General features: G+C 62.4%; 21 protein-coding genes. 9 read left to right on the top strand and 12 right to left on the bottom strand.

What is annotated here, in order from left to right; genetic code table 11:
* Nucleotides 1-23: 23 nt before the first annotated feature.
* The 7 genes from NCT32_RS20865 to NCT32_RS20835 are packed head-to-tail and all read right to left on the bottom strand — an operon-like array spanning nucleotide 24 to nucleotide 7,072.
* Entirely contained in the window at nucleotides 24-860 is an 837-nt protein-coding gene (locus tag NCT32_RS20865; protein WP_250477540.1) for an amidohydrolase, read from the bottom strand.
* Nucleotides 857-1,903: an aldo/keto reductase gene (locus NCT32_RS20860; protein ID WP_250477539.1), complete on the bottom strand. Its 1,047-nt coding sequence runs from the start codon at nucleotides 1,901-1,903 to the stop codon at nucleotides 857-859. Before NCT32_RS20860 ends, NCT32_RS20865 begins: the two co-directional genes overlap by 4 nt.
* A 22-nt stretch (nucleotides 1,904-1,925) precedes the next feature.
* Nucleotides 1,926-3,218, bottom strand: coding sequence for a UxaA family hydrolase (locus tag NCT32_RS20855; protein WP_061120438.1), 1,293 nt, complete (start codon nucleotides 3,216-3,218; stop codon nucleotides 1,926-1,928).
* A gap of 9 nt (nucleotides 3,219-3,227) precedes the next feature.
* Entirely contained in the window at nucleotides 3,228-3,545 is a 318-nt protein-coding gene (locus NCT32_RS20850) for a UxaA family hydrolase (protein WP_061120437.1), read from the bottom strand.
* A gap of 11 nt (nucleotides 3,546-3,556) precedes the next feature.
* The gene (locus NCT32_RS20845) at nucleotides 3,557-4,579 is read right to left on the bottom strand and encodes an ABC transporter permease (protein ID WP_250477538.1); all 1,023 of its coding nucleotides are present in this window, start codon (nucleotides 4,577-4,579) and stop codon (nucleotides 3,557-3,559) included.
* Nucleotides 4,569-6,074, bottom strand: coding sequence for a sugar ABC transporter ATP-binding protein (locus NCT32_RS20840; protein ID WP_061120436.1), 1,506 nt, complete (start codon nucleotides 6,072-6,074; stop codon nucleotides 4,569-4,571). Before NCT32_RS20840 ends, NCT32_RS20845 begins: the two co-directional genes overlap by 11 nt.
* Nucleotides 6,071-7,072, bottom strand: coding sequence for a sugar ABC transporter substrate-binding protein (locus tag NCT32_RS20835; protein WP_061120435.1), 1,002 nt, complete (start codon nucleotides 7,070-7,072; stop codon nucleotides 6,071-6,073). Before NCT32_RS20835 ends, NCT32_RS20840 begins: the two co-directional genes overlap by 4 nt.
* A 220-nt stretch (nucleotides 7,073-7,292) precedes the next feature.
* Between NCT32_RS20835 and NCT32_RS20830 the strand changes: the two genes are divergently transcribed.
* A complete protein-coding gene (locus NCT32_RS20830) occupies nucleotides 7,293-8,069 on the top strand; it encodes an IclR family transcriptional regulator (RefSeq protein ID WP_061120434.1) in 777 nt (258 codons plus the stop codon).
* Between the two features lie 91 nt (nucleotides 8,070-8,160).
* The gene (locus NCT32_RS20825) at nucleotides 8,161-8,706 is read left to right on the top strand and encodes a hypothetical protein (protein WP_061120433.1); all 546 of its coding nucleotides are present in this window, start codon (nucleotides 8,161-8,163) and stop codon (nucleotides 8,704-8,706) included.
* On the opposite strand, the gene NCT32_RS20820 is transcribed toward NCT32_RS20825, so the two are convergent.
* A complete protein-coding gene (locus NCT32_RS20820) occupies nucleotides 8,703-11,129 on the bottom strand; it encodes a GNAT family N-acetyltransferase (RefSeq protein ID WP_061120432.1) in 2,427 nt (808 codons plus the stop codon). The genes NCT32_RS20825 and NCT32_RS20820 overlap by 4 nt on opposite strands.
* Nucleotides 11,130-11,409: 280 nt before the next feature.
* Here NCT32_RS20820 and parA point away from each other — a divergent pair, with 280 nt between their 5' ends.
* A complete protein-coding gene (gene parA / locus NCT32_RS20815) occupies nucleotides 11,410-12,072 on the top strand; it encodes a ParA family partition ATPase (RefSeq protein WP_250477536.1) in 663 nt (220 codons plus the stop codon).
* A 24-nt stretch (nucleotides 12,073-12,096) separates the two neighbouring features.
* Entirely contained in the window at nucleotides 12,097-13,161 is a 1,065-nt protein-coding gene (locus NCT32_RS20810) for a ParB/RepB/Spo0J family partition protein (RefSeq protein ID WP_061120430.1), read from the top strand.
* A 107-nt stretch (nucleotides 13,162-13,268) separates the two neighbouring features.
* Here the strand turns inward: NCT32_RS20810 and NCT32_RS20805 are convergent, their stop codons facing one another.
* A complete protein-coding gene (locus NCT32_RS20805) occupies nucleotides 13,269-14,624 on the bottom strand; it encodes a replication initiation protein (protein ID WP_250490503.1) in 1,356 nt (451 codons plus the stop codon).
* A 1,721-nt stretch (nucleotides 14,625-16,345) separates the two neighbouring features.
* On the opposite strand from NCT32_RS20805, the gene NCT32_RS20800 reads away from it, so the two are divergent.
* Nucleotides 16,346-17,545 carry a DNA-binding protein gene (locus NCT32_RS20800; protein WP_061120481.1) on the top strand — a complete coding sequence of 400 codons (1,200 nt, stop codon included), beginning with the start codon at nucleotides 16,346-16,348 and terminating at the stop codon, nucleotides 17,543-17,545.
* 24 nt (nucleotides 17,546-17,569) lie between these two features.
* Here NCT32_RS20800 and NCT32_RS20795 read toward each other — a convergent pair whose 3' ends face one another.
* On the bottom strand, nucleotides 17,570-18,610 hold the full coding sequence (locus NCT32_RS20795) for a tyrosine-type recombinase/integrase (RefSeq protein ID WP_061120428.1): 1,041 nt from the start codon (nucleotides 18,608-18,610) through the stop codon (nucleotides 17,570-17,572).
* Nucleotides 18,611-18,796: 186 nt separating this feature from the next.
* On the opposite strand from NCT32_RS20795, the gene NCT32_RS20790 reads away from it, so the two are divergent.
* Nucleotides 18,797-20,221, top strand: coding sequence for a DUF2252 domain-containing protein (locus NCT32_RS20790; protein ID WP_061120427.1), 1,425 nt, complete (start codon nucleotides 18,797-18,799; stop codon nucleotides 20,219-20,221).
* Nucleotides 20,222-20,286: 65 nt separating this feature from the next.
* On the opposite strand, the gene NCT32_RS20785 is transcribed toward NCT32_RS20790, so the two are convergent.
* Nucleotides 20,287-20,643, bottom strand: coding sequence for a DUF2471 family protein (locus tag NCT32_RS20785; protein WP_086961411.1), 357 nt, complete (start codon nucleotides 20,641-20,643; stop codon nucleotides 20,287-20,289).
* 267 nt (nucleotides 20,644-20,910) lie between these two features.
* Between NCT32_RS20785 and NCT32_RS20780 the strand changes: the two genes are divergently transcribed.
* Nucleotides 20,911-21,099, top strand: a complete 189-nt coding sequence (locus tag NCT32_RS20780; protein ID WP_061120425.1) for a CsbD family protein — start codon at nucleotides 20,911-20,913, stop codon at nucleotides 21,097-21,099.
* Nucleotides 21,100-21,226: 127 nt separating this feature from the next.
* On the opposite strand, the gene NCT32_RS20775 is transcribed toward NCT32_RS20780, so the two are convergent.
* Nucleotides 21,227-21,829 carry a helix-turn-helix domain-containing protein gene (locus NCT32_RS20775; RefSeq protein WP_061120424.1) on the bottom strand — a complete coding sequence of 201 codons (603 nt, stop codon included), beginning with the start codon at nucleotides 21,827-21,829 and terminating at the stop codon, nucleotides 21,227-21,229.
* Between the two features lie 153 nt (nucleotides 21,830-21,982).
* On the opposite strand from NCT32_RS20775, the gene NCT32_RS20770 reads away from it, so the two are divergent.
* Both NCT32_RS20770 and tdh read left to right on the top strand, forming a co-directional pair.
* Complete coding sequence (locus NCT32_RS20770) at nucleotides 21,983-23,185, top strand: glycine C-acetyltransferase (protein ID WP_061120423.1); 1,203 nt, start codon at nucleotides 21,983-21,985, stop codon at nucleotides 23,183-23,185.
* 101 nt (nucleotides 23,186-23,286) lie between these two features.
* Nucleotides 23,287-24,318, top strand: a complete 1,032-nt coding sequence (gene tdh, locus NCT32_RS20765; protein WP_061120422.1) for an L-threonine 3-dehydrogenase — start codon at nucleotides 23,287-23,289, stop codon at nucleotides 24,316-24,318.

Here is a 24,318-nt window from a genome sequence, read left to right as displayed (position 1 = left end):
ACATGCCGGGTATATCAGCCGTTTCAGAGACGGTAGAACGCGCGAGCGTTCGCGCCGAAAATCGCGGCTTGCTCGGCTTTTTCGAGATGTGACGTGAGGTTTTGGGCCGTGCTGTGCCATGCAGTGTAACTGCCATTCATGTCGAGCACGGGCCAGTCGCTGCCCCACATCAGGCGCTCGGGACCGAAATGCCGGAGAAGATGTGCGACGTAGGGCTTCAATGTTTCGTCGGTCCAGTTTTCGCCGGATTCGGTCGCCAGGCCCGAGAGCTTGCAATGAAGTCTTTGCCGCAACGCGGCGAGTTGCGCGATGCCGTCGGCCCAGGGTTGCCAGCCGGATGCGAGACCATCGCGGATCGGCGGTTTGGCGCCGTGATCGACCACGATGCGCAAGGTCGGATATCGCTCCACGAATTCGATCAACGAGGGCACATGCCGCGCGAAGATCAACGCATCGAAGGCCAGATCGAGGTCGATGAGACGGCCGATCGCGTCCTCGCGCGGCGCGTGTGCGATCCACGTATCGTCGGGCAAGTCCTGCAGCATCGGGCGCACGCCCTTGAACTTCGGCTCTTGCGCGAATTCGTCGATGAACTTCGCTGCATCGGGCGAATCGAGCGGAACCCAGCCGACGACGCCCGCGATCGACTCTTCATTGCGCGCGAGTTCGAGCAAATAGCGCGTTTCGTCGAGCGTCGGCGCGGCCTGAACGACGACCGTTCGTTGAACGCCGACCGACTCGCGAAGCGGCGCGAGATCGTCCGGACCGAATACGCGATAGAGCGGCTTCATGTCCGGCGTGAGCCATCCGTAGTCGCCGCGCGATGGATCCCAGTAATGCTGATGTGCGTCGACATTCATCGCGGCACCGGCGCGTTCGCGTGCAGCAGACCTTCGGCGCGCAACGCGTCCCATAGCGCGGACGGAACCGGCGTCGCGAACGATGCCGCGTTTTCGCGCACTTCATCCGGCGTGCGCGCCCCCATCAGCACCGTGGCGACGACTTTATGCGCATAAGGAAACTGGATGGCCGCGGTCGCCAGCGCAACGCCATGCGCACGGCATACGCGCTCCAGCTTGCCGACACGCTCGACAATGTCCTTGGGCGCATCGCCGTAATTGAACTTGAGATCGCCGTGCGCGTTGGCATCGAGACCGCGCGCGAGAATGCCCGAATTGAACGCGCCACCGAGCAGGATGCTCACGCCGCGTTTTTCGCACTCGGGCAGAAGATCGTCGAGCGTGTTTTGTTCAAGCAGCGTGTAGCGGCCCGCGAGCAATGCGCAGTCGATATCGAATTCGGCCATCGCTTCCATTACCGCCGCGCCTTCGTTCACGCCGAGGCCTACGGCTTTCACGCCGCGCGACTGCTTCAACTCTTCGAGCGCGCGAAAACCGCCTTCATCGGTAAGCTGCTTCCAGTAATGCGCGTTCTTCTCGCCATGCGTAACGCGGCCGATGTCGTGAATCAGCACGATGTCGATATCGACCATGCCGAGCCGCATCTGGCTGTCTTCGAACGAGCGGACGATGCCGTCGTAGGTGTAGTCGTAGATCGCTTCGAAGGGCAGCGGCGCGGCCCAGCCTTCGCTGCCGTCGTAGGCTGTCGTGCGCGGGACGAAGCGCCGGCCGACCTTGGTCGAGAGGACGAAGTCGCCGCGTGGATAACGCCGCAAGGCATCGCCCAGACGATGCTCCGCCTTCGTGTGACCGTAGTGCGGCGCGGTATCGAAGCAGCGGATGCCTGCTTCCCAGGCGGCATCGACGGTCGCGCGCGCCTCGTCTTCCGTCAGTTCGTGATACAGCCCGCCGAGCGGCGCGGTGCCGAGCGACAGCGCCGTGACTTCCAGCGCCGTGCGGCCGATTTTGCGCCGGCGCGAAACGGCCTGCGTGTCTCCTGTCATGTGCGACCCCCAGTCGATACGTTCAGTTTGAAACGCTCTCCACGGCGCGAGGCACCACAGTAACGCGTCCCGCGCCGCCGGGCAAACACGCGGGTCCGACCGGTTCGAAGGATTTGTAAGTCAGGATGAATTCCTGATGCCCGAGCGCTTCCGACTTCGACGCCGCACCCGCCGCGACCGCGACAGTGACATCGACGATTTCGCGCCCCACTTCGTCGAGCGTCGCGCGGCCTTCGAGGATGCGGCCGGCATCGACATCCATGTCGCCGGACAGGTTGCGATACGTCGACGGATTCGCGCAGACCTTGATGACCGGCGATATCGCCGAGCCGACCACCGAGCCGCGCCCGGTCGTGAAGAGGATGACGTGACAACCGCACGCGATCAGCTCGCCGATCTCCGCGTTGTCGCTGATATTGGGAAAGCCGAAGCGCGGTTCGCCATCGGGGACGACATCGAGCAGATAGAGCCCGCTCGTCGGCGGCACATCGCCCGGCTTGATGATGCCGACGATCGGCGACGCGCCGCTCTTCGAATACGCGCCGAGCGATTTCTCTTCCTGCGTCGTCAGCCCGCCGTCCGCGTTGCCGACGGAGAACGAGCCGTGACCCATCGTCGTGTAATAGCGCGCGGCCTTCTGCACGCAATCCACGATGGCGTCGCCGAGTTCGGGCCGCGCCGCCCGCCGCTTCATATGGAATTCGCAGCCGACGAGCTCGCCCGTTTCCTCGAAGACGCACGACGCGCCCGCGTCAATGAACGCATCGAATGCGCGGCCCACCGCAGGATTCGCCGTGATGCCGCTCGTGCCGTCCGAACCGCCGCATATCGTGCCGACGATCAGTTCGTCGAGCGCCATCGGCACCTTCCGTTGCGCCGCGAGCGTCGCACGCGCCTCGCGCACCCAGTCGAGCCCGTTCTGGATCGTGCTGCGCGTGCCGCCTTTTTCCTGGATCGTCAGCACGGCGGCGGGGCGGCCGCTCGCGCGCACGACATCGGCGAGATAGTGCTTGTTCATGCTCTCGCAACCGAGCGACACGAACAGCACTGCGCCGACGTTCGGGTGCGTGCAGATGCGCTCCAGCATCTTTTCGGCGTAGCTGTTCGGGTAGCAGCCCGGAAAGCCGATCAGATGCACGGGCGACCCGGCCTGCGGGTCGAAGGAATCGAAGTCATCGAACGATGGACGGAAGTGCGCGACGATCTCACGCGCGACGTGATGCGCGCACTCGACGAGATACGCCACCGCGACGACATTGCGGATGCCCTTCCTGCCATCCGCGCGCAGATAGCCTTGCAGTGCTGGACTGTTCATGAGTGTTCTTTAGTGCTGTACGTAGGCGTGCCCGGCATCGTGCGTGTACGTCGGGATGTAGTCGCTTTCCAGATTGTGCGTATGCAGATGCTCGCCGCATGCGACATCCGCATTCACATGACCGATGATCGCGCCGTAGCGCAGTACCTTCTCGTCCTTCGACAGCGCCCGCCGCGCGACCTTGTGCGCAAGCTCGATGGTCGTCGCGAGCGTGACGGACTCGCCTTCGATCATCAACGTTTCGCCTGCGGGCAAGCGCGCGGCGGCGATCAGGCAGTTGTCTTCCGGGCTCAGCAGGATGAGGCGCGGGTCGGTTGTCTTTTGCATCGTTCGATATCTCAAGTTTGCGTGTCGCCACCCGCGATTCGCGCCACCATCAGCGAGCCGAGAATGATCGCGCCGTAGATCGCCTGAATCCAGAACGAAGGAACTTGCGCAAGTGTCAGGAGGTTTTGCACGACGCCCAACAGCAAAACGCCTGACAGCGCGCCGAGCATCGTGCCCTTGCCGCCATCGAGCGAGATGCCGCCGATCACCGCCGCGGCGAATACCGTGAAGATCATGCCGTTGCCCTGATTCGCATTGATCGCGCCGACATAGCCCGTGACGACCAGACCGCCGATCGATGCGAGCACACTGCCCAGAATGAACACGCCCCACGTGATGCGCTCGACACGAATGCCCGCCGCACGCGCCGCTTCCGGATTGCCGCCGATGGCATACAGCGCGCGCCCGAGCCGGTGATAGCGCAGCATGAACGCGGCCGCCGCGAACGCCGCCGCCGCGAGCCACACGGAAATCGGCAGGCCGAGCACGAGCGTCGTTGCGAGCGTGAAGAACGACGGCGGCATGTCGAAGAGCGTGCCGCCCTTCGTCGCGCCGACGAGCATCCCGCGCAGCACGATCAGCATCGCAAGGGTGACGATGAACGCGTTCAGGCGCAGCCGCACGACCAGAAAGCCGTTGACGAAGCCGATCAGCGCGCCCACGACCACGATCGCCGCGAGACCCGCCGCAACCGGCCACTCGAGACCGAAGCCCGCCGACGCCGCGGGCATCACGAGCATCGCGCCGACGGCGGGCGCGATGCCGACCGTCGACTCGAGCGATAAATCGAACTTGCCCGTCAGCACGATCAGCGATTCGGCGAGCACGACGAGCGCGAGCGCTGCCGACGCGCCGAGGATGCTGATCAGATTCGCCTGCGTCAGAAAGCTCGGGCTGACGAACGCGCCGATCGCGAGCAGCAACGCGAGCGCGGGCAGCAGCGCGAGATCGCGGAACCGCGCGAGCTCGATGCGCGGGCGCTGGCGTTGCATCGGCACGCCGGCCATCGCGGGACTGGAAACGTCATGCTTCATGGAGACTCACTCCTTCGACGGATGCGATGAGTTCATGGTCCTGCCATCCGGCAGGAAATTCGGCCGCGATCGCGCCACGGAACATCACGAGGACGCGGTCGCAGGTGCGCAGGTCGTCGAGTTCGCCGGAGACGACGAGCACCGCCTTGCCTTCCTCGCGCACGCGTTCGACGACGCCGAGCAGCGCTTCCTTCGATTTCACGTCGACGCCCGCGGTCGGATCGATGAGCACGAGCACGTCCGGATCGGTCGCGAGCGCGCGCGCCATCACCACCTTTTGCTGATTGCCCCCGGACAGGCCGGACACGACATGCTCCGGCCCTTGCGTCTTGATACCGAGCGCCGCGATCATGCGGCGCCCGAACGCGTTCTTCTTCGCCGGCGACGCGATGCCGAAGCGCCCGAGCGTGCGCGCGATCGTCATCGACGCGTTCTCCGCGACGGACTGGGTGAGCACGAGACCCTCGCGATGCCGGTCCTTCGGCACGCAGCCGACGCCGTTCGCCAATGCATCGGGCACGTCGCCGGGCGTGAGCGCGCGGCCGTCGACCGCAATCGTGCCGCTGCGCTGCGCCTTCAATCCGGCGATGGCTTCCGCAACGCTCGTGCGACCGCTCGTCGTCGCGCCCGTCAGTCCGATGACTTCGCCGCGTCGCACGTCGAAGCTGACGTCGTCGTAGTCATCTCCGCACAGGCGGGACACGGCAAGCGCGATCGATGCGTCCGCGGGCAAAGGCGCGCGCGCCGCCGCATCGGCGACGGCGAGACCGCCTTGTTCGCCCGTCATCGCTTCGATCAGCTTGTCGCGCGGCAGCGCCGAAACCGGTGCGCTGACGATATGCCGCGCATCGCGCAATACGGTCACCGCCTGACAGATTTCGTACACCTCCTGCAAGTGATGGGAAATGAACAGGAAAGTGACACCTTCTGTCTGCAACTCTTCGATACGCCTGAAGAGACGCTTGATCTCGTCGCCGTCCAGTTGTGCAGTCGGCTCGTCGAGGATGATGAAGCGCGCGCCATACGACAGCGCCCGCGCGATCTCGACCAGTTGCCGCGCCTCGACGGTCAGGTCGCCTGCGCGCGCGTCTTCGCGCACGTCGATCTTCCAGTGATCGAGCAATGCGCGCGCGTCGCGACGCATCGTGCGCCAGTCGATCACACCGCCGCGCCGATGCTGGCGATTGATGAACAGGTTCTCGGCGACCGACAAGTCGCGAATGATCGTCGAATGCTGGTAGACGCACGCGACGCGCTCGCGCCATCCGTCGCGGTCCGCAAGGGGCGGCGCAGGCTCGCCGCCGAAGCGGATCTCGCCGGCGTCGGGACGGCGCAGGCCTGTGATCATCGAGACGAGCGTCGACTTGCCCGCGCCGTTGCGCCCGACGAGCGCATGCGACTCGCCGGGCAAAACGCGCATGGTGACGTCCGACAGCGCCGCCGTCGAACCGTAACGCTTGGTCAGCCCAAGCGCTTCCACCACGGGCGCGCTCATTTGATGCTGTTGCCCCAGAGGGACTTGTCGTCGACGTTGGCTTTCGTCACGAGCGGCGCGGGCAACTGATCTTCCAGAATGCCGGGCGCGCGCTGGACGATCGTGCTGCCGTGATCCGTCGGGCCGGGCTTGAAGGTCTGTCCGGCGAGTGCCGCCTTGATATAGAAGAGGCCGTACTTCGCGTACAGATCGGCGGGCTGCGAGATGGTCGCGTCGATTTCGCCGCGGCGGATCGCATCGTATTCCTGCGGGATGCCGTCGTTGCTCACGATCACAATGTGTTTCGGATCGCCCGCCTTGACGAGCAGTTGCTTGCGGCGCAGCGTCTGGAGCGTCGGCGACAGATAGACGCCGCCTGCCTGCATGTAGATCGCCTTCACGTCGGGATTCGCAGTCAGCAGGCTGTCGAGCGCGGTCGCGGCGGCGTCGCCTTTCCATGCTGCCGGAATCTCCAGAAGACTCAGCGACGGATATTTCTTGAGGCACTCGCGAAATGCCTCGGACCGGTCGCGGCCGTTCACCGATGCCAGATCACCCATGATCTGCACGACCTTGCCCGACTTCACGTGCTCGCCGATGTACTCGCACGACTTCGTGCCGTACGCGCGGTTGTCGGCGCGCACGACCATCGCGACCTTGCCCTGGGTCGGCGCAACGTCCACCGCGACGACCGGCACGCTCTTCGCAGACGACGCATCGAGCGCCCGGCTGATCGCCGCCGAATCCAGCGGTCCGACGACAATGCCCTTCGCGCCGAGATTCAGCAGGCTGTTCATGTCGGTGATCTGCTGCGCGGGGTCGCCGTTCGAATTGACGGGCGCGAGGATGTCTAGGCCCATTTCTTTCGCATATTTCGGCAGGTAGTTGTTGTACGACTGCCAGAACGGCGATGTCAGCAGCGGCAGGCCGAGGCCGACCTTGCCGCTCTCGGTGGCGTGCGCGAGGCCGATGGTGCCCGCCGCCGCAATGGCGACGGCGAGTGTCTTCGTGATTCTCATGCGTCTGTCTCCTGATTTGTGCGGTTCTTCGTGACTGCTACGTGGGGCTTCGGAAACTGCCGGTGCATCTATTCATCAGTGAACGTATTATTCATATACGCACAAATTGAAGTCAAGGACGATGCGCGGCGAAACCGGTCGGTAATTTCCCTAGCCGGTATTCGCCGACTGACAGAAGGCTTAAACTCGGCGCGAATTCATGAACCGACCCAGACTGCCCATGGACGTGGAAGACAACGACGCCGACCGCTATCGCGCGCCCGCTCTCGACAAGGGGCTCGATATCCTCGAATTGCTTTCGGAGCAGAAGTCGGGACTGACGCGTGCGGAAATCACGAAAATGCTCGGGCGCAACGCGAGCGAGATGTATCGGATGCTGGAGCGGCTCGTCGCGCGGCAGTACGTCGTGCGCTCGCCCGAAGGCGATCGCTATTCGCTGAGCCTCAAGCTCTATGCGCTCGCGCATCGGCATCCGCCGATGAACCGCCTGATCGCCGAAGCGTTGCCGGTGATGCAGCGATTCGCCGACTCGGCCGAGCAGTCGGTGCATCTCGCCGTCTACGATCGCGGCAATCTGCTCGTCATCGCGCAAGTGGATGGACCCGGCACCTGGGGCATTTCGGTGCGGCTCGGCTCGCGCGTCGGTTTGATCGACACCGGCTCGGGCCGCGTGATGCTCGCTTTTCAGACCGAGGAGCAGCGCGAGCACATGCTTGCGGAGCACACCAAGGTCAAAGGCGAGCTCGCGCTGGATCGCGCGGTGCTCGACGCCGATTACCGGCGGATTTGCGAACTCGGCTACTCGAAGAAGGACAGTCAGCAGACCTTCGGCGTGACGGACGTGACGTTTCCGCTGCTCGGGCCATCCGGCCAGGCGATCGCCGCCCTCACCTGCCCGTATATGCGACGTATCGACGAATACGTGGCGCCGTCGATCGAAGACGTCACGGCATTGTTGAAAGACGCCGCGGCATCGCTTTCGATGATGCACGACTGACTGGCGCGCTCGACGCGTTAGAATGGCGGCCCTCTCAAAAAGCCGGCGCGCCGCGATCGCGTGCGGCCGTGTTCAATTCAACGCATTCCCGATGGCGAAACTCCTCTCCGACACCGAATTCCTCCGATTCACCGAGCTTCAGCAAAAGCAGGCGAACTTCACGATCACGTCCGACGAAGCCGATGAGCTCCGCGAAATCGTCGCCCGTGCGCAGAAAACGCGCGACGATCGCGCGGCCGCGATGCAGGCGATAGAAACGTATATCGCGCAGTTCGACATCACGCCCGACGAGCTTTTCCCGGCCGAGCAGATCGGCGATGCGGCGCGCACCTTCGGCCTGATTCCCGCCGCAAAGAAGGAGCGCACGCTGCCACCCCAGCTGACGCACAACGGCAAGCCATATCAGTGGACGTCACGCGCGCTGCCCGAGGACATCCGCGTGCCGCTTTTCGACGCGTTCACATCGGGCCAATCGGTCAAGCCGTTCATCGCGACATTGAAGGACACGTCGCGTTGCGCATTGACAATCGCGCGACTCGAAAAGGAAACGGGAAGTACGTACGCCGAAGCATTGCTCGACGAGCTTTCGCTGTCGCGGGCCCAGATCGACGAAGCGCTCGCGAAACTGGCGGCCTAATCGGCGCGCGGCTGTGCTGGCGTATCGCACAGCCGCATCCTGAAGCCGACGACGGTCGGATCGTCGGTCTTCGTCAGCTCGAAGCCGCTATTGCGCGCGAGTGCGATCATGCCGGCGTTCTCGCGCAAGGCTTCGCCGACCAGCCAGCGCGTGCCGCGCTGTTTCACGTAGTCGATGATGCGCGACAGCAGCAGCGATCCCAATCCCTTCCCCTTCATATCCGAGCGTGCGGCGACGGCGAACTCGGCGGTCTCGTTGTCGGGATCGGCGATCGCGCGCGCGACGCCGAGCGTCTCGCCTGTCCCTTCGCCGTTCGCCCGCGTGACGATCAACGCCATCTCGCGGTCATAGTCAATCTGCGTCATGCGCGCGAGTTGCGAGTGATCGAAGCTGCGGACAGCGCCGAAGAAACGCAGACGCAAATCTTCGGCGGTATTGGCGGCGACGAAGGCCGCGTGCGCTTCTTCGTCTTCGGGGCGAATCGGCCGCACGGTGACGCGCATGCCGCGCCAGTCGAGCGTCTCTTCGAGGCAGCGCGGATACGGCACGATTGCAAGCGGCTTGCGATGCGCGCCAAGCGTGAGTTGCGGTTCGTGAACCGCGACCGAATCGCGCGTCACGCGCAAGGTGAGCCGCAGCGCGACGACTTCCTCGATATAACAAACGAGTTGCGACAACGCGGTCAGCGCATTGAGCAGCGTTTCGGCAGGGAGTTCGCGCGAGCGCGGCGAGCGCATGACGAGATCGCGTGCGAGCACGGGGTTGAGCGGCGGCAACGCGAACTCGTGAAGCGCGTCGGCAAGTCCAAGTGCGCCTTCGGCCTTGAACTCGAACACGGGACCGAACACGCGATGGTTGAGAAGCCGCGCCTGAATTTCGACGGCATCGCTCGTGAGCGAGTCGGGCGGCCCTGGCTTCACCGTAATGCCGAAGCGAGCGAACACGCGCGCCGCCCGCTCGCCATTCAGTTCGGTGATGCCGTTTTCGAGCGCGCTGCGGATTTCGCATTGCGCGGCATCGATATCTTCTGGGATATCGGCGGGGAGGCCGTCGGGCGTTTGCATCAACAACTCGCGGCCTTGCCGGAAATTGACAAGGCGCGCGAAGCCGCGAGCGAGCCGATGCGGCGTCGTGTGGACCGGAATGCCGTTCGCGTGCAGTTCGTCGCGCGTGGCCGAATCGACGCAGCCGAAAAAGCAGGCCAGCAATCCGCGATAGGCGTGACGCCGCTCGGCGATCAATGTGCGCGCGACGTCCGCGACGGGCGCGCTATGCGTCGGCGCATGCACGACGAACACGGTGCCGGTTTCGCGATGCGACGCGAGCGCCTCGAGCGCGGCGCCGAAATCGGCGGGCGTGGCATCGTCGCCCAGGAGAAGCGGGTTGCCCGCACGGGCGCGAGGCAGTGCGGCGGCCACGGCATCGCGGGCGGCGGCCGGCCAATGAGCGAGGTCATCGCCCGCGGCGCCGAACGCGTCCTGCGCGAGGGTAGCGACGCCGCGGTCGCTCGTGATGACGGTCGCGACATCGCTCGCCGCCACGCGTCCAATGCCGAGCGTTTCGATTTCGTCGAGCAGATCGTCGAGTGAATCGACGCGGACGAGTCCCGCGCGACGGAAGGCCGCCCCGTAAAGACGATCGAACGGATCGTCACGGCCGTTGCGAAGCACGAGCACGGGCTTATTTCGCGCGGCGGCGCGCGCGGCGGACATGAATTTGCGCGCCGACCGGACAGTTTCTATCGCGAGCAGGATTGCACGCGTCGATGCATCGCTCGCGAGGTAATCGAGGATGTCGCCGGAATCGACATCGGCTTCATCGCCAAGCGCGACGATGCGCGAGAAGCCGAGCCCACGTGCGCGCGCCCAGCCCAGCACGCCGTTTGTCAACGCGTTCGATCCGGAAACCCACGCAACGCCACCGGATTTCACACTGCATGCGGGCGCGCCGAGACACGCGCCGATCGCAGGCGTGACTACACCGAGACTTCCAGGCCCGATGATCCGCACGAGGAAAGGCCGCGCGGCTGCAAGGGTTCGACCGGTCCATTCATCCGCCTCGGCGGCGGACGATTGATGCTTGTCTTGCAATGACGACGAACCGCCACGTTGCTTTGCTTCGCCGACGATTACGACGGCCTTCGTTCCTCGTCGGCCCAGGCGCTCGACGAGCCCCGGCCATGTGTGCGGTCGAGTGCACAGCACGGCGACGTTCGGCGCTTCGGGCAACGCATCGACGTCCGCATACACGGTTTCGCCATCGAGCGACTTGTGCTTCGGGTTGACCGGCCACAGTGAACCTTTGAATCCGGCGCATTGGATACGCGCCCATACCATCTCGCCGACGCTCCCTGCACGCGACGAGGCCCCCACGATAGCGATCGACTTCGGCGCGAAAAGAATATCCAGATTGCGAACGGTCATGGCGGCTCCGGCACGAGCGGCAGTTGTGACAGCGCTTAGGATAGGCGATTTTGTTTTGGGGAGGATGACTGAGATCGAACGTCGCCGGGGCGGACTTTATGCGCATAAAGTCCGATGACCGTCTCACCGACTTGGCCGCGTCGGACCGGTCCCGCGCGCCGTACTTTATGCGCATAAACCTCGGCCGAATGGCTAACCGACCCGCTTTGTTGCTGTTTATCACTGGAAAAAAAACTACGCCAATGTAAAATTCAACGAACTTCAAAATCCGGAGCGAAATGTGGCGGCGGAAATCATAGCGATCACGCAGCAGAAGGGTGGCGTCGGCAAGAGCACGATTGCGATGCATCTCGGTGCGGCCTTTCACGAAAAAAAGAAGCGTGTGCTGGTGGTCGACGCGGATGGTCAGAACACCTTGGTACATTGGTCGAGCGCCGCATCGGACGGCGCAAGCGGAATTCCGTTTCCGGTCGTCAATCTCTCCGAAGCGGGAGGACAGATCCACCGCGAGATCAAGAAGTTCGTCAACGACTACGACATCATCGTCGTGGATTGCCCACCGTCGATCACCGAGAAAGTGTCCGGCGTCGTGCTGCTCGCGGCGAGCGTCGCCGTGATTCCGACTTCGTCGTCGCCTGCGGATTATTGGTCAAGCGTCGGTCTGGTTAAGCTCGTCCAACAAGCACAGGTGATGAACGAAGATCTGCGCGCTGTCTTCCTGCTCAACAAGACGGAAGAGAAGCGCATGCTCACACGCGAACTCAAAGTCGCGCTCGAAGAGCTCGGCTTTCCTTTGCTTAAAACCCAAATCCCCACGCGCGAGTGCTACAAGCAGGCGATGGCACTCGGTGTGACCGTCCTTCAAATGAGCGATCGCGGGTCGCGTCTCGCGGCAGCGGAGATCCGCGCCGTGGCGGACGAGATCCTCGCCATGCTGTCCTGACTTTATGCGCATAAAGGACCCTGAATGAAACCGTCTCAGTTTGCAAAGGGCTTCAAGGCTCGCCCCGATTCGACAAGCAGTGAGAAGCGCACGGCGCTCGATCGTCTCAATGCAATCGATGGCATCGTCGACATTCAGCACGTGGGGCAGGCTGCCGCGAATGGCCGATCGAGCGCTTTCGTCGCCGATGATCCCGCCGACGTGAATACCGGACCGGAGTCCGATGAATATCGCGCGTGGCGGCGCGCTAACCGTTATACGACGGGCCAAGTGATCGAACTGCCGCTCAAGTCAATCAAACCCAGTCCGTTCAATCCGCGCCATTTCTATCTCAAGACCTCGATTGCGGAATTGGCCGTCAATCTCGCGAAGCAGGGGCAACAGCAGGCGATTCACGTCATCCCTGACTACGAAAGCCCGGGAACGTTTTTCGTCAGCGATGGCGGTCGCCGCGTACGGGCGCTCAAAGAGGCGAACAAGGAAACGGTCAAGGCGGTGGTCGTCGACCTGCCGATTGGCATTCAGAGCTACAAGCTGGGTTACGACCTCAACGTTCAACGCGACTCACAAACCGTGTTCGACAACGCCGTAGTCTGGCGGCGCTTCCTCGACGAGCAGCACTTCCAGAGTCAGCGCGAACTGGCCGACCATCTCGGTCTGGATGAATCGACAATCGCCGTGGCGCTATCCATCGCGAAGCTTCCCGAGAACGTCATGCACGAGATGGTCGCGCGGCCGGACCGGTTCGGCTCGAACATGGCTTATCAGATCGCCCGCTATCATGCGGCGCGCGGCAGCGACGCGACGTTGCGGCTCATCAACAAGATCACGTCGGACGATCTGAGCACCCGCCAGGTCGCCGATATCGTCAAAGGTCGTGCGAGCGCTCAAGAAACACCGAAGACACCGAGCCGTCAGCGCTATGCGCAGCGTCTCGAGATCAAGCTGGATGGCGTCGCAGTCGGCGATCTGAAGTCATACGGTGAAGATCGTCTTGAACTGCGTTTGCGGGGCTTGTCGCGGGACAAGCGCGATGCGTTGCTGCATCAGATCGAGCTCATGCTTCAGCCTTCCGACGCCGAAAAGTAACGCAGTGAATGGCCGCGGAACTGATTCTTCGGCGGCCGTTCTTGTCTCACGATTCATTCTGAAAGTATTGCAGCGGCGCCTGCGGCATCACTGTGCATGCGAAGCGGTCAGCGCGACTGACTCAGCGTAAATGCCAACAAGTCGCCATCCGTAGGCTCGCCCCATGTCTTTCGAGCCAACCAGTCGAAGAAGGATGTCTCCGCGAGCTTGGAATCCAGTCCGCGCTTGCGCCAATCGTCGCGCATATGCGTGCCCAGCCCCGGAAGCACATCCTCCTCGAAAGACTGGCGCGCGATCTCCCGTTCTTCCTCACCTTGCTCGTCGTACAGCACGCGCGCTTCCTTGCGGCGGTAGGCCGAAAACTCGCTCAGCAAGCGGGCCTTGAGATCGTCGGCGGCAAAAGCGGTCGCTGGCGTGCGCACCGCCGTACCGCTCGTTGCGGGGGGCAGTGCCTCTACAGGCGGCGCATAGCCCTTCTTGAGCGCGTCCTTAAAAAGAGCCGCTGCGCTGCGAACCGGCGGTAGGGTTGTGCTGCGCATGCGCTGCTCCGTCATCTGGAGCGCCGCGCGGATGCGGTTTTCCTCGCTGTCTGCGTAAAGTGTCTGCGCGTCTTTCAATGGAATGCCAATCTTTACCATCCGATCAACGAGCGTACTGTCGAACACGTTCGGATGTTCGTCGAGCGCCAGCATCGGCTGCTTGCGCTCGGTGACGCGGAACTGAATTTCAGCGACCCGCCGCCCTTCACGATGTTCGACCAACTCGACGAAGATGTTGGTTACCGCATTCACCTCGGCAATCGCGGGGCGCAGATAATCGCGCTTGAAGTATTTGTATTCGCGCTTGGCTTCGTCGCCGGCTTCGGTGTCGGGCGTACCGGAAAGGATCGGCCGCCACCACTCCCACGTTTCGCGCATCGTCAGATGACTGGGATTGGTCAAGTAGCGAACACAGATTTCGTAGAGTGCAAGGCCAGCGCTGCTGCGCAGTTGGCTTTGGAACTGCAGGCTTAGTCGCGCATACTGGACGGGATCCAGCAGCTTCTTTTTGATTTTGGGCGCGAAAGAGAATTCGACCCATACGCGACGTGTTGTCGGATCTTCGAGAATTTCCGCATCGGCGATCAGCGTCGAAATGCCCCATTTCCGACCGGGCTTCTGGCTCGACGTGCCGGTACTCCACTCGACCTGCACCGACACCATGCGACGCAAATGCTCTTTGACAAGTGCGGTATCGTTCGAGTCGAACGCAGAGTTCGCGACGATATCCGATAACAGCGCGCGATACGTGTCGCCAGCGTCGTCAGCCTGCTGAGCGACTGCGAGGAGCACATTGAAGAGCTTTCGGGTGAGCAGCGTGATCTTGCCGCTCTTCGGTTGAATCGCAATAGCCTCGACCGCCTTGCGCAATTCCGCCGAGCTCGGGCTGACTACGTCGGTCTTCTTTGCGCGCTTGGTGGCCATGAGATGGTCAGGATCGATATTGCGAGCAAGGATACCCATCGGGGTGAACCGCGTCTATAGGGGCGACTTCACCATAGAGGGGTGAGGTTGGTCCGAATCATTCGACTCACTGCGGTGCGCTCCTGTAAACGCTCACCGCTCACCAATCGGGTTCATCTCATATAAGCACTGCCCGCACGGGTAAACGAAATGCGGGGATTTCTGGAAGTGCCCGCAACGTCCGAACGCAGGTCCCGAACACACTCACCTGCGATTTTTTTGGCGCATTATGAGGTGTGGTACGCGAGAGACATTCCGGCACTTGAACATGAACTAGCACGCGATTGTGACGGTTGAGGTGCAAATCCAGCGCTAACGCTCTTCACTCTGCGTCCAGCCCAGCAAGACGTCCCGAAAACTCTCACCTTCGAGTCGGGTGGACCGGACGTTATATGTACGCCGAGGCCCTATCCCGGCGTCCGCACAACGGAATAACCTCCCGTAAATGCTCACCGACTGAGTCTTGAAGCGCGCGCAAGAACCAAAAAGCACGGCCTCGGGCTCCTGCAAAGGCTCACCTTTGCGAGTCGCCGTCGGAAAAACGCGCCTTTTTGGGCACCTATCTCGCTTTCACTGCGTGGCTATGCGGACACCGGCTCCCGCAAAGCCTCACCTTTTGACGCTGTGCTACAGAAAACTAGCGGTACCAGCCGCTCCCGAATTTGCTCACCATCCCTCATCACAACCACGCGGGCCTCGGCCTATCTATCTGATTTCACGGGAGTTACGACATCAGGACGAAGCGGCGGCGCTCGCTCTCCATCCAACTCGACAAAGTGACATCCCGGATTTCCTCACCATAAACTGGGTACTTTTCCTACAGAACGTTCGCCAGTACTACGCTGTCTCTTCCCGAAAATGCTCACCTTACATCGTCGAGCCTGAAAGTTTCGGTCGCGAGGGGCAGTCTTGCGGCTCAACACCCCCGGCCGCCAGTCCATTACTCCCGAAAAAGCTCACTCTTCGATCAAAACTACACCAGGGAGCAGCGCAATGTTGCACATTCGCCCGAAAAGACTCACCTTCGTTCCCGAACCTTTCCTGTAAACGCTCACCTGTCGGGAATTATTACTTCATACATGTAGTTAACACCCCATCTAGCCGCCTCCCTAGAATCCTCACCTTTCCCCAATTGCTGGGCATGAGAGGATTCACGTATAGCAACGCCGACAGGGTATTAGTCTCCCGAATACGCTCACCTAGATGTTTACCACGCTCCCTGAATCCGCTCACGATCCCTCCCGCAGGTGCTCACTGACTGTCCCGAAGCCCGTCACCGATCCCTCCCGAATAGCTTCACCATAGTTCCCGTACAATCTCACCCGATCAACCGCAAAGCCTTATGGGATAAGGCTTTACCGCGGCGTTAACAGGGTTAACAAGGTTCAAGGGTGTTTACTTCTAATACTCTCAAGCGCCACTGAGTCTCTTTCGCTAGCTGCGATACAAAACGCGTGAAACATCGCCCGGAAAACGCATATATCGTAAATCCCTTGCTAAATCATAGGCTTGTAGCCACAATCTCAGGATGTTTCACGAATAACCTCGACGACGCCGGCTCGAATGCTTAAAACGGCAGGAAGCGGTCTGACAGGGACATTGGTGCAGATCAACAAACCATTTTCATAACGTTCAACACGTAAAACGTTATGATCGTTATGTTGAACGGCTTATTCTCGGACATGAATCAGCACACCCGCGACATCTTGCGTCAGGAAATCGAAGCGATGCGTACCGCAGGCGCCCGACGGCAAGATCTTTCTCAGCACGCGTGCAAGCGGCTTTTCTTCGACCTCGGCATACGACCTTCAGTCACCACCGTCCGCGAACTCACACAGACGGGCAGCGCGAGCGACATTCCCAAAGATATCGAAGCCTTTTGGGCGGGCCTGCGCACGGCGCTGCGCGTGCGCATCGACGCCGGCGCGATGCCGGAGGTGTTGCAGCAACGCGCAGGCGAACTGCTGGCGGCGCTCTATGACGAGGCTCAAAAACTCGCACTCGCAGCTCTCGACGACGACAAAGCTCGTCTCAACGCGGCCGTCCAGGCCGCGCAGGCGCAGGTTCGGGATGCCAACATTCGTCGCGAGGCGATCGAGCAGGCCCATCAGCGTGCGGAGGCACGCGCCGAAGCCAACGCTGCACAGATCGCCGCCCTGGAAGCCGAACTGAAGGCGCTGCGCAATGAGGGATCGGGCGCTCAGGCCGGTCTACGCGAGGTCATCGCGCGTTGGGAAAAGGAAAACGAGACCCTGGCGGCGCGCCTGCAGCAGGAGCAAGAGTCGGCTGCGCGGCTTCGCGACCGGGTCGACGAACTGCAAGCCGAATTGCGCCAGAACACCGAGCACTACGCCCAGCAGATCAAGGACGCAATCAAGGAAGCTGAACGACGCGTTCACCCGATGCTGGTCGAGCTCGACTCCTTGCGCGGCATGGCAGCTACTTATCAGGCAGGCGCGCGCGAAGCAGGCCAGAAGGAATTTGATTTCATTCAACAACTTAGCGCTGCAAGAAGTCGCGCGGATCGGCTCGAATCGCAAGTGCGGGCGCAGTCCGACGAAATCGATGCGCTCGTTCGAGAGCGCGACGCTCAGCGTGTCCAGTCCGGGGCCAGCGCTGAAGTCGGTGCGTTGATTGCGTCGCTGGCGGCCGAGGGTCGCCTGAGTTCCGTCGAAATCGCCAGACTGGGTACGCAAGTGGATGCGCACGTCGTGGCGCCCCCCGCCTGTCCGGCGTGCGAAACGGGCGAACCGGAACTTCAGCGCCACGAAGACGAATACGAACTCTCCTGCCCGAACTGCGAGCGGACATCGGGTGCAGCGTCATCCAAGCTCGCGGCTGTCGACGGCTTTATCCGCTCGGCGCGTGTCAGCGCATCGTGAGAGCCGTCTCGCGGGCGTATCGGGTCAAAGGTGAGGGTTTTCGGGATCGTCGACGGCTGTGTGTAAATCCCCGCCGGGCGTTCCGCTAACGCGCGCCTGAGCGAGATCCCGCTCCCGTATTTGCTCACCCATCCAATCCTGCCATGCACGGAGCAGCCGATGCACGGAGATCGTCTGCTGAAATCCGAGCCATTGCCCGACGCGTTCGGGGTCCGTTCCGTCTTCGAAGTGTTCCGCCGCGTACGTGTTGCGCAGCGTCTGCGGACTCGCTCGCGCGACGCGTGATGCGGCGATGCCGGACGCGGCCACGACAGCGTCGATCGCGCGCAGCATAGTCGCCTTGTGCATGTGGCGGCCGGACGACGCGGCCGGAAACAGCAGCTCGCCCGCTAGATCTGCCGTCTTGCGCTCGCTGATCCAGTTGTCGAGCAATTCGACCGCGAACGGCGCAAGCCGCGCTTGCCGGATCAACAGCGGGTTCGACGCATCGACGGTGATATACGGCGCGCCCGCCGCGTAGCAGTCGACGGTCAATTGCGCCGCTTCGCCCGTTTTCACGCCTCCGCCCAGAAACACGGCGACCAGCGCCCGGTCGCGTCGCTCGCGCCAGCGCTGCCCGGCCGGCATCGCGCCCATAGGCGAAAACAGATGCGCGACGAGCAGCGCCCGCTCGTCGTGAGTGAGAAACCCGGTCGGCTCGTTGTCGCGCGCTTTGCGCCATGCCGCGTTGCCGTCCTGAGCGATGAATCGCGCCGGATTCGTCGCCGCCGATTCCACCTCGCGCACATGATCCAGCACGCGCTCGATCAGCCTCAGATAGCGCATGCGTTGCGGACGTCGGATGTCCAGCTGCGCGACGAACTGCTCGATCACGGGACGTTGCACCGTATGCAGCGTCGCGCGCTTCGCGGCCAGCCACTCGAGAAAGTTGCCCCACTGCGCGCGATACACATCCGCCGATGACGCCCGGAACGACTGCTGGGCGAGCCATGCATCGAAAGCGGCGTGCGGATCGGCCTGCCAGTCGGCGCGCTGTTGGTCAAAAAGATCGGGAGTGTTCGGCATAGTGTTCGGAAGGCGCGTTGCGCACTGTGTTGCACTGCGCACAGGGTCGGGCTTCACGCGCGGAACGTCAAGCAGAGGTGTTCGCAAAAGTGTCGAACACTGTCTTGCCGCCGGTGCGTTTGGTCACTACTGTCGTCGATACGGCTTCCTTCCGCCCGCAAGCACAAGAGCAAAATGGAGTGAGTGATGCCCCAGCTATCCTGGCGGCAACGCCGTGCAACGGGACGCGCCGCGCGCGAGCGCACGCCGCGAAGCGCACAAGAGGCGATTGGCGACATCGACCGCGATCCGATCGAGCTCTTGCGGATAAGCAGCGAAGGCCGCGTGCGTGCGCTGATCCCTTTGCGCTACGGCCGCATGCTGGTTTCGCCGTTCACCTTCTATCGCGGGAGCGCCATTTTGCAGGCGCATGATTTGGCCACCACGCCGGACAGCGGCATCGCGATTCAAATTTGCGGCGACTGTCATTTGTCCAATTTCGGCGGCTTCGCGACGCCGGAGCGCGCGCTCATCTTCGATCTCAACGACTTCGACGAAACCGCGCCCGGACCCTGGGAATGGGATCTGAAACGGCTCGTTGCGAGCTTCACGATCGCCGGTCGGCATCTCGGCCACGGAGATCTTGCCGCCGACGAGTTCGCTTTTCGCGCCGCGCGCAGCTATCAGACGCATCTGCGCGAGTACGCCGAAATGAGCGTGCTCGATCTCTGGTACGAGCGCATCACTTTCGATCGCATGCACGACACGCTGCAGAGCGAGGACGCGCGGCGGCGCATCAAGCGCGGCATCGACCGGGCGTCGCGCCGCACGCACGAGACGATGCTGCCGAAGCTCGCGGAACGGACCTGCGACGCCTGGCGCATTCGCGATGCGCCGCCTGCCGTATTCCACATTCAGGGCAAGAGCACGCTGATCGACAAAAACGATGGCTGGATGACGCTGAAAGGCAGGCGCGACGAGATTTTCGAGGCGCTCATGCTGAAGTACGTGGCCACGCTGACGCCGGAGCGGGCGAGGCTGCTGTCGCAATTCGCGCTGCAGGACGTCGCGTTCAAGGTGGTAGGCGTGGGCAGTGTCGGCACGCGTTGCTTCGTCCTGTTGCTAACCGACCACCACGACAAACCGCTTTTTTTGCAGATGAAGGAAGCATCGACGTCGGTTGTCGCGAGATACGCGAAGCACGCGAGAGACGTGGACCATTCCGGGCACGATGGACAGCGCGTCGTTCATGGTCAACGTCTGATGCAGGCGGCCACGGACCCGTTCCTCGGCTGGGCGACAGGGCCGCTCGGACGTACGCTGTACATCCGTCAGTTGCGCGACATGAAAATTTCCGCCGAACTCGAAAACCTGAGCGACGACGCCTTTCGCGAATACGCCGCGCTTTGCGGCTGGGCACTTGCCCGCGCGCACGCGAAGGCAGGCGGACGCGCGCCGGACATTTCGGGCTATCTCGGCAACAGCGATCGCATGGCCGAAGTGCTGGTGCGTTACGGGCGGAGCTACGCGGATCAGGTGGAGAAGGATTACGAGGTGTTTCGTGCCGCGTGTCGGAACGGCAAGCTCGAAGCGCGTTCCGATGCGGACATGTCGGCCGACTTTGCGCCTTGAAGCTATTCGATGCCGGGTGAGATGGAACCGGGGACGTCGGCATCGCCGCGTCCCCGGGTGCCACGTCAGTGCGCGCCGATGACCGCCCGCGGTTGCCCTTGTCGGGCTGCGCGCTCGTAAGCGTCTACGGCGAAAGCGAAAACGGCGGGCAACGCGTCGGACGATGCAACATCGACTACGTCGTCCGTCTCAGGGAAATGAAAGTCGTCGGGACGCGCAAACAGTTCACGCAATGCGGCTTCGTGCCGTCCGGCAAACCCGAGGTCCGCGACGGCCTCGGCCTCGATTGCGTGCAATAGCCGCCAGGTCAACGGCACGCCTTTGTCGATGTAACGCCCTGCGATCTGACGCGTGATGCGCTCCAGGTCGCGCACGGCGCGGGCAAACTGCCGCCTGCTCAGGTTCTCGCCATTCGACTCCATGATTCACCCCTTTTCCCAACCGGTCTCATTATACTGTATAAACATACAGTACTTGTTGCAATGAAAATAGCGTCGCGCTACTCGACCCGGGTGTATGTGCGATTCCGCCTACGTGCGATTCAGACATTCGCTGCTATGCGTGCCGGCCGTCGAAGCGCATCGTGGAACCATGCTTGGGAAATCTTCCGAGCTGAACGCGCAGACGCTACTGCGTGCGTTCGACGGCACCGCGCGGCCAACACCGCTGCAAACCACGGGAGAACTGAGATGAATAAGGATCAAGTCGAAGGCGTCGGCAAGCAGGTCAAGGGCAAGATCAATGAGGGCGTCGGGAAGGTAACTGGCGACACGGCTCAGGAAGCCAAGGGCGATCTGCAACAGGCTGCGGGCAAGGTCCAGAAAGGCGTGGGCGATGCGCGCGAAGATCTGAAGGACACTGTGAAGAAGAACCCGTAAGACGGGCGTTTCGGCGCCGCGACGTTGGCGCCGTTTCCGGCGGGACGTGCTCCGATGCGCGTCCCGTTTTTCATTGCGGGTGAACTATTGTCGCGGGCTTTGTGCGCATAAAGTTGCCGCGGACGCGTCAGCCGTGAATCACCACGAGCAGCGCCTTGGCTTCCGCGCGTCCGACGTTGCGGACCGCATGCGCTTCGTCCGCCGCGTAGCGCGCCGTTTCTCCCGCTTTGAGCCGACGCGTCGAACCCGACGCATCCACTTCGATCGTCCCGTTTAGCACCGTCACGTGCTCACGCGTCCCCGGTTCATGCGCGTTCGACGTGAGCGCGGCGCCCGATTGCAGTGTGAGTTCATACCATTCGAATTTGCCCGCTAGTTCTATCGGTCCCCACACACGCAACTGATAACCACCGTTATCGCCGGTCAACGTCGGTATTTCGTGCGGCCCGGCAACGCGGATTGCTTCGACCGGCCTCTGCTGCGCGAACAATTGATCCAGACTGATGCCGAGCGCGTTGGTCAGTCGCCAGGCGACCGCAATCGTCGGATTCGCCTTGTCGCGCTCGATTTCCGACAGCATCGACTTCGACACGCCGGCCGCCCGCGATAAATCGTCGAGCGTCAGCTTCCGTTCATTGCGCAAGCGTTGAATGATCTCTCCGACGCGCGGTGGCGTCGCACCGGCCCCCGCGAGGTCGCCTGTTTTTCCTTCCGAAACCGTGCTTGCCATGAATCGATCAATCCCTTAAAGTGTTCGGCATATCGAAAATAAGTTCGAAATATCGAACGTGTCCGATGCGATGAATGCACTATAACAGGGCTAAGGGCCGCTCGCGCGCACTGCGCGGCCGGACACCACGATCAGGCCAAACAAAGGATTGCGATGAAAGACCGATATCTCTCCCATCTGCGTTCGACACTCGACGAAATTCGCTCTGCAGGCTTCTATAAAACGGAGCGCGTAATCGCAAGCCCGCAGTCATCAGATATCCGGCTCGCGAACGGAAGCGGCGTGCTGAACTTCTGCGCCAACAACTACCTCGGTCTTGCGGACGATCGCCGCCTCATCGAGGCCGCGAAGGCTGGTCTCGACGCCGACGGTTTCGGCATGGCGTCCGTACGGTTCATCTGCGGCACGCAGACCGTGCACAAGGAACTCGAGCAGGCGATCGCGCAATTTCTTGGCACCGACGACGCAATTCTTTATTCCAGTTGCTTCGACGCGAACGGCGGCCTTTTCGAGACGCTGCTGACAGAGGAAGACGCCATCATTAGCGACGAGCTCAATCACGCCAGCATCATCGACGGCGTGCGGCTTTCGAAGGCGCGGCGTCTGCGCTACAAGAACAACGACCTCGCGGATCTCGAGGCGCGCCTCCAGGAAGCCGACGCCGCCGGCGCACGCTTCAAACTGATTGCGACCGACGGCGTCTTCTCGATGGACGGCATCATCGCGAACCTTGCCGGGATCTGCGATCTCGCCGACCGTTACGGCGCGCTTGTGATGGTCGACGACTCGCACGCCGTGGGCTTCATCGGCGAAGGCGGACGCGGAACGCCGGAGCACTGCGGCGTACTGGATCGCGTGGACATCATCACCGGAACGCTCGGCAAGGCGCTCGGCGGCGCATCAGGCGGCTATGTCGCCGCGCACAAGGAGGTCACCGACCTGCTGCGTCAGCGTAGTCGGCCGTATCTGTTCTCTAACTCGTTGGCGCCGAGTATCGCGGCGGCATCGCTGAAGGTGCTCGAACTGCTCGACAGCGCTGAAGGCGCGACATTGCGCCGGCGTGTCCGCGAGAACGGCGCGCACTTCCGCCGCGCGATGTCCTCGCTCGGCTTCGACCTTGTCCCCGGCGAACATCCGATCATCCCGGTCATGCTCGGCGACGCGCAACTCGCCTCGAAGATGGCCGATGCGTTGCTCGAAGAAGGCGTCTATGTAATCGGCTTCTCCTACCCCGTCGTACCCAAGGGACGCGCGCGCATCCGCACGCAGATGAGTGCGGCGCATACGCCCGAACAGATCGATCGCGCAGTCGATGCGTTCGCGCGCGTCGGCCGCTCGCTCGGCGTCATCCGCTGAGCAGCACCGCGGACTTTATGCGCATAAACCACGAGGAACGGGCCACGAGCCCTCGACCTTCGAAGAAGCACCACGAAGACCACACGTCAGGAACAAACGCAATGAAAGCCCTCGCCAAACTCGAACGCGCACCCGGCCTCACGTTGACGCGCGTGAAGCGGCCCGAAGTCGGCCACAACGACGTTCTCATCCGGATCCGCAAGACAGCGATTTGCGGCACCGACATCCACATCTGGAAGTGGGACGATTGGGCACAGAAGACAATTCCTGTGCCGATGCATGTCGGGCACGAGTACGTCGGCGAAATCGTGGAGATGGGTCAGGAAGTGCGCGGATTCGCCATCGGCGATCGCGTGTCCGGTGAAGGCCATATCACCTGCGGCTTCTGCCGCAACTGTCGCGCGGGCCGTCGTCACTTGTGCCGCAACACGGTCGGCGTTGGCGTGAACCGCGAAGGCGCGTTCGCGGAATATCTCGTGATTCCTGCGTTCAACGCATTCAAGATTCCGCCCGATATCTCCGACGATCTCGCCGCCATCTTCGATCCGTTCGGCAACGCGACGCACACTGCGCTTTCCTTCAATCTCGTCGGCGAAGACGTACTGATTACCGGCGCCGGGCCGATTGGCGTGATGGCCGCCGCGATCGCGCGGCATGTGGGCGCCCGCAACGTCGTCATCACCGATGTCAACGACTATCGCCTCGAACTCGCCCGCAAGATGGGCGCGACGCGCGCGGTCAATGTTGCGAACGAAAACCTGCGTGACGTGATGAGCGAACTCGGCATGACCGAAGGCTTCGACGTCGGTCTGGAAATGTCGGGTGTGCCGAGCGCATTCACGGCGATGCTCGAATCGATGAATCACGGCGGCAAGGTCGCGCTGCTCGGCATTCCGCCGGCACAGACCGCGATCGACTGGAATCAGGTGATCTTCAAGGGACTCGAAATCAAGGGCATTTACGGACGCGAGATGTTCGAGACCTGGTACAAGATGGTCGCGATGCTGCAAAGCGGCCTCGATTTATCGCCGATCCTCACACACACCTTTGCCGTCGACGACTATCAGCAGGCGTTCGACACGATGCTCTCCGGGAACAGCGGCAAGGTCGTGCTCGACTGGACCGCAGCTTGA

Origin of the sequence: Caballeronia sp. INML2 (assembly GCF_023631365.1) — a bacterium.
Taxonomy (GTDB): domain Bacteria; phylum Pseudomonadota; class Gammaproteobacteria; order Burkholderiales; family Burkholderiaceae; genus Caballeronia; species Caballeronia turbans.
This window is presented reverse-complemented; position numbering and strand designations above follow the sequence as displayed.

What these genes read in the sequence shown, in the direction of transcription:
- NCT32_RS20830 (WP_061120434.1), top strand. Translation starts at nt 7,293, where the DNA reads ATGGACGTGGAAGACAACGACGCCGACCGCTATCGCGCGCCCGCTCTC.
- NCT32_RS20835 (WP_061120435.1), bottom strand. Translation starts at nt 7,072, where the DNA reads ATGAGAATCACGAAGACACTCGCCGTCGCCATTGCGGCGGCGGGCACC.
- NCT32_RS20860 (WP_250477539.1), bottom strand. Translation starts at nt 1,903, where the DNA reads ATGACAGGAGACACGCAGGCCGTTTCGCGCCGGCGCAAAATCGGCCGC.
- NCT32_RS20780 (WP_061120425.1), top strand. Translation starts at nt 20,911, where the DNA reads ATGAATAAGGATCAAGTCGAAGGCGTCGGCAAGCAGGTCAAGGGCAAG.
- NCT32_RS20785 (WP_086961411.1), bottom strand. Translation starts at nt 20,643, where the DNA reads ATGGAGTCGAATGGCGAGAACCTGAGCAGGCGGCAGTTTGCCCGCGCC.
- NCT32_RS20795 (WP_061120428.1), bottom strand. Translation starts at nt 18,610, where the DNA reads ATGCCGAACACTCCCGATCTTTTTGACCAACAGCGCGCCGACTGGCAG.
- NCT32_RS20825 (WP_061120433.1), top strand. Translation starts at nt 8,161, where the DNA reads ATGGCGAAACTCCTCTCCGACACCGAATTCCTCCGATTCACCGAGCTT.
- tdh (WP_061120422.1), top strand. Translation starts at nt 23,287, where the DNA reads ATGAAAGCCCTCGCCAAACTCGAACGCGCACCCGGCCTCACGTTGACG.
- NCT32_RS20805 (WP_250490503.1), bottom strand. Translation starts at nt 14,624, where the DNA reads ATGGCCACCAAGCGCGCAAAGAAGACCGACGTAGTCAGCCCGAGCTCG.
- NCT32_RS20845 (WP_250477538.1), bottom strand. Translation starts at nt 4,579, where the DNA reads ATGAAGCATGACGTTTCCAGTCCCGCGATGGCCGGCGTGCCGATGCAA.
- NCT32_RS20770 (WP_061120423.1), top strand. Translation starts at nt 21,983, where the DNA reads ATGAAAGACCGATATCTCTCCCATCTGCGTTCGACACTCGACGAAATT.
- NCT32_RS20855 (WP_061120438.1), bottom strand. Translation starts at nt 3,218, where the DNA reads ATGAACAGTCCAGCACTGCAAGGCTATCTGCGCGCGGATGGCAGGAAG.
- NCT32_RS20865 (WP_250477540.1), bottom strand. Translation starts at nt 860, where the DNA reads ATGAATGTCGACGCACATCAGCATTACTGGGATCCATCGCGCGGCGAC.
- NCT32_RS20810 (WP_061120430.1), top strand. Translation starts at nt 12,097, where the DNA reads ATGAAACCGTCTCAGTTTGCAAAGGGCTTCAAGGCTCGCCCCGATTCG.
- NCT32_RS20790 (WP_061120427.1), top strand. Translation starts at nt 18,797, where the DNA reads ATGCCCCAGCTATCCTGGCGGCAACGCCGTGCAACGGGACGCGCCGCG.
- NCT32_RS20840 (WP_061120436.1), bottom strand. Translation starts at nt 6,074, where the DNA reads ATGAGCGCGCCCGTGGTGGAAGCGCTTGGGCTGACCAAGCGTTACGGT.
- NCT32_RS20775 (WP_061120424.1), bottom strand. Translation starts at nt 21,829, where the DNA reads ATGGCAAGCACGGTTTCGGAAGGAAAAACAGGCGACCTCGCGGGGGCC.
- NCT32_RS20800 (WP_061120481.1), top strand. Translation starts at nt 16,346, where the DNA reads ATGAATCAGCACACCCGCGACATCTTGCGTCAGGAAATCGAAGCGATG.
- NCT32_RS20820 (WP_061120432.1), bottom strand. Translation starts at nt 11,129, where the DNA reads ATGACCGTTCGCAATCTGGATATTCTTTTCGCGCCGAAGTCGATCGCT.
- NCT32_RS20850 (WP_061120437.1), bottom strand. Translation starts at nt 3,545, where the DNA reads ATGCAAAAGACAACCGACCCGCGCCTCATCCTGCTGAGCCCGGAAGAC.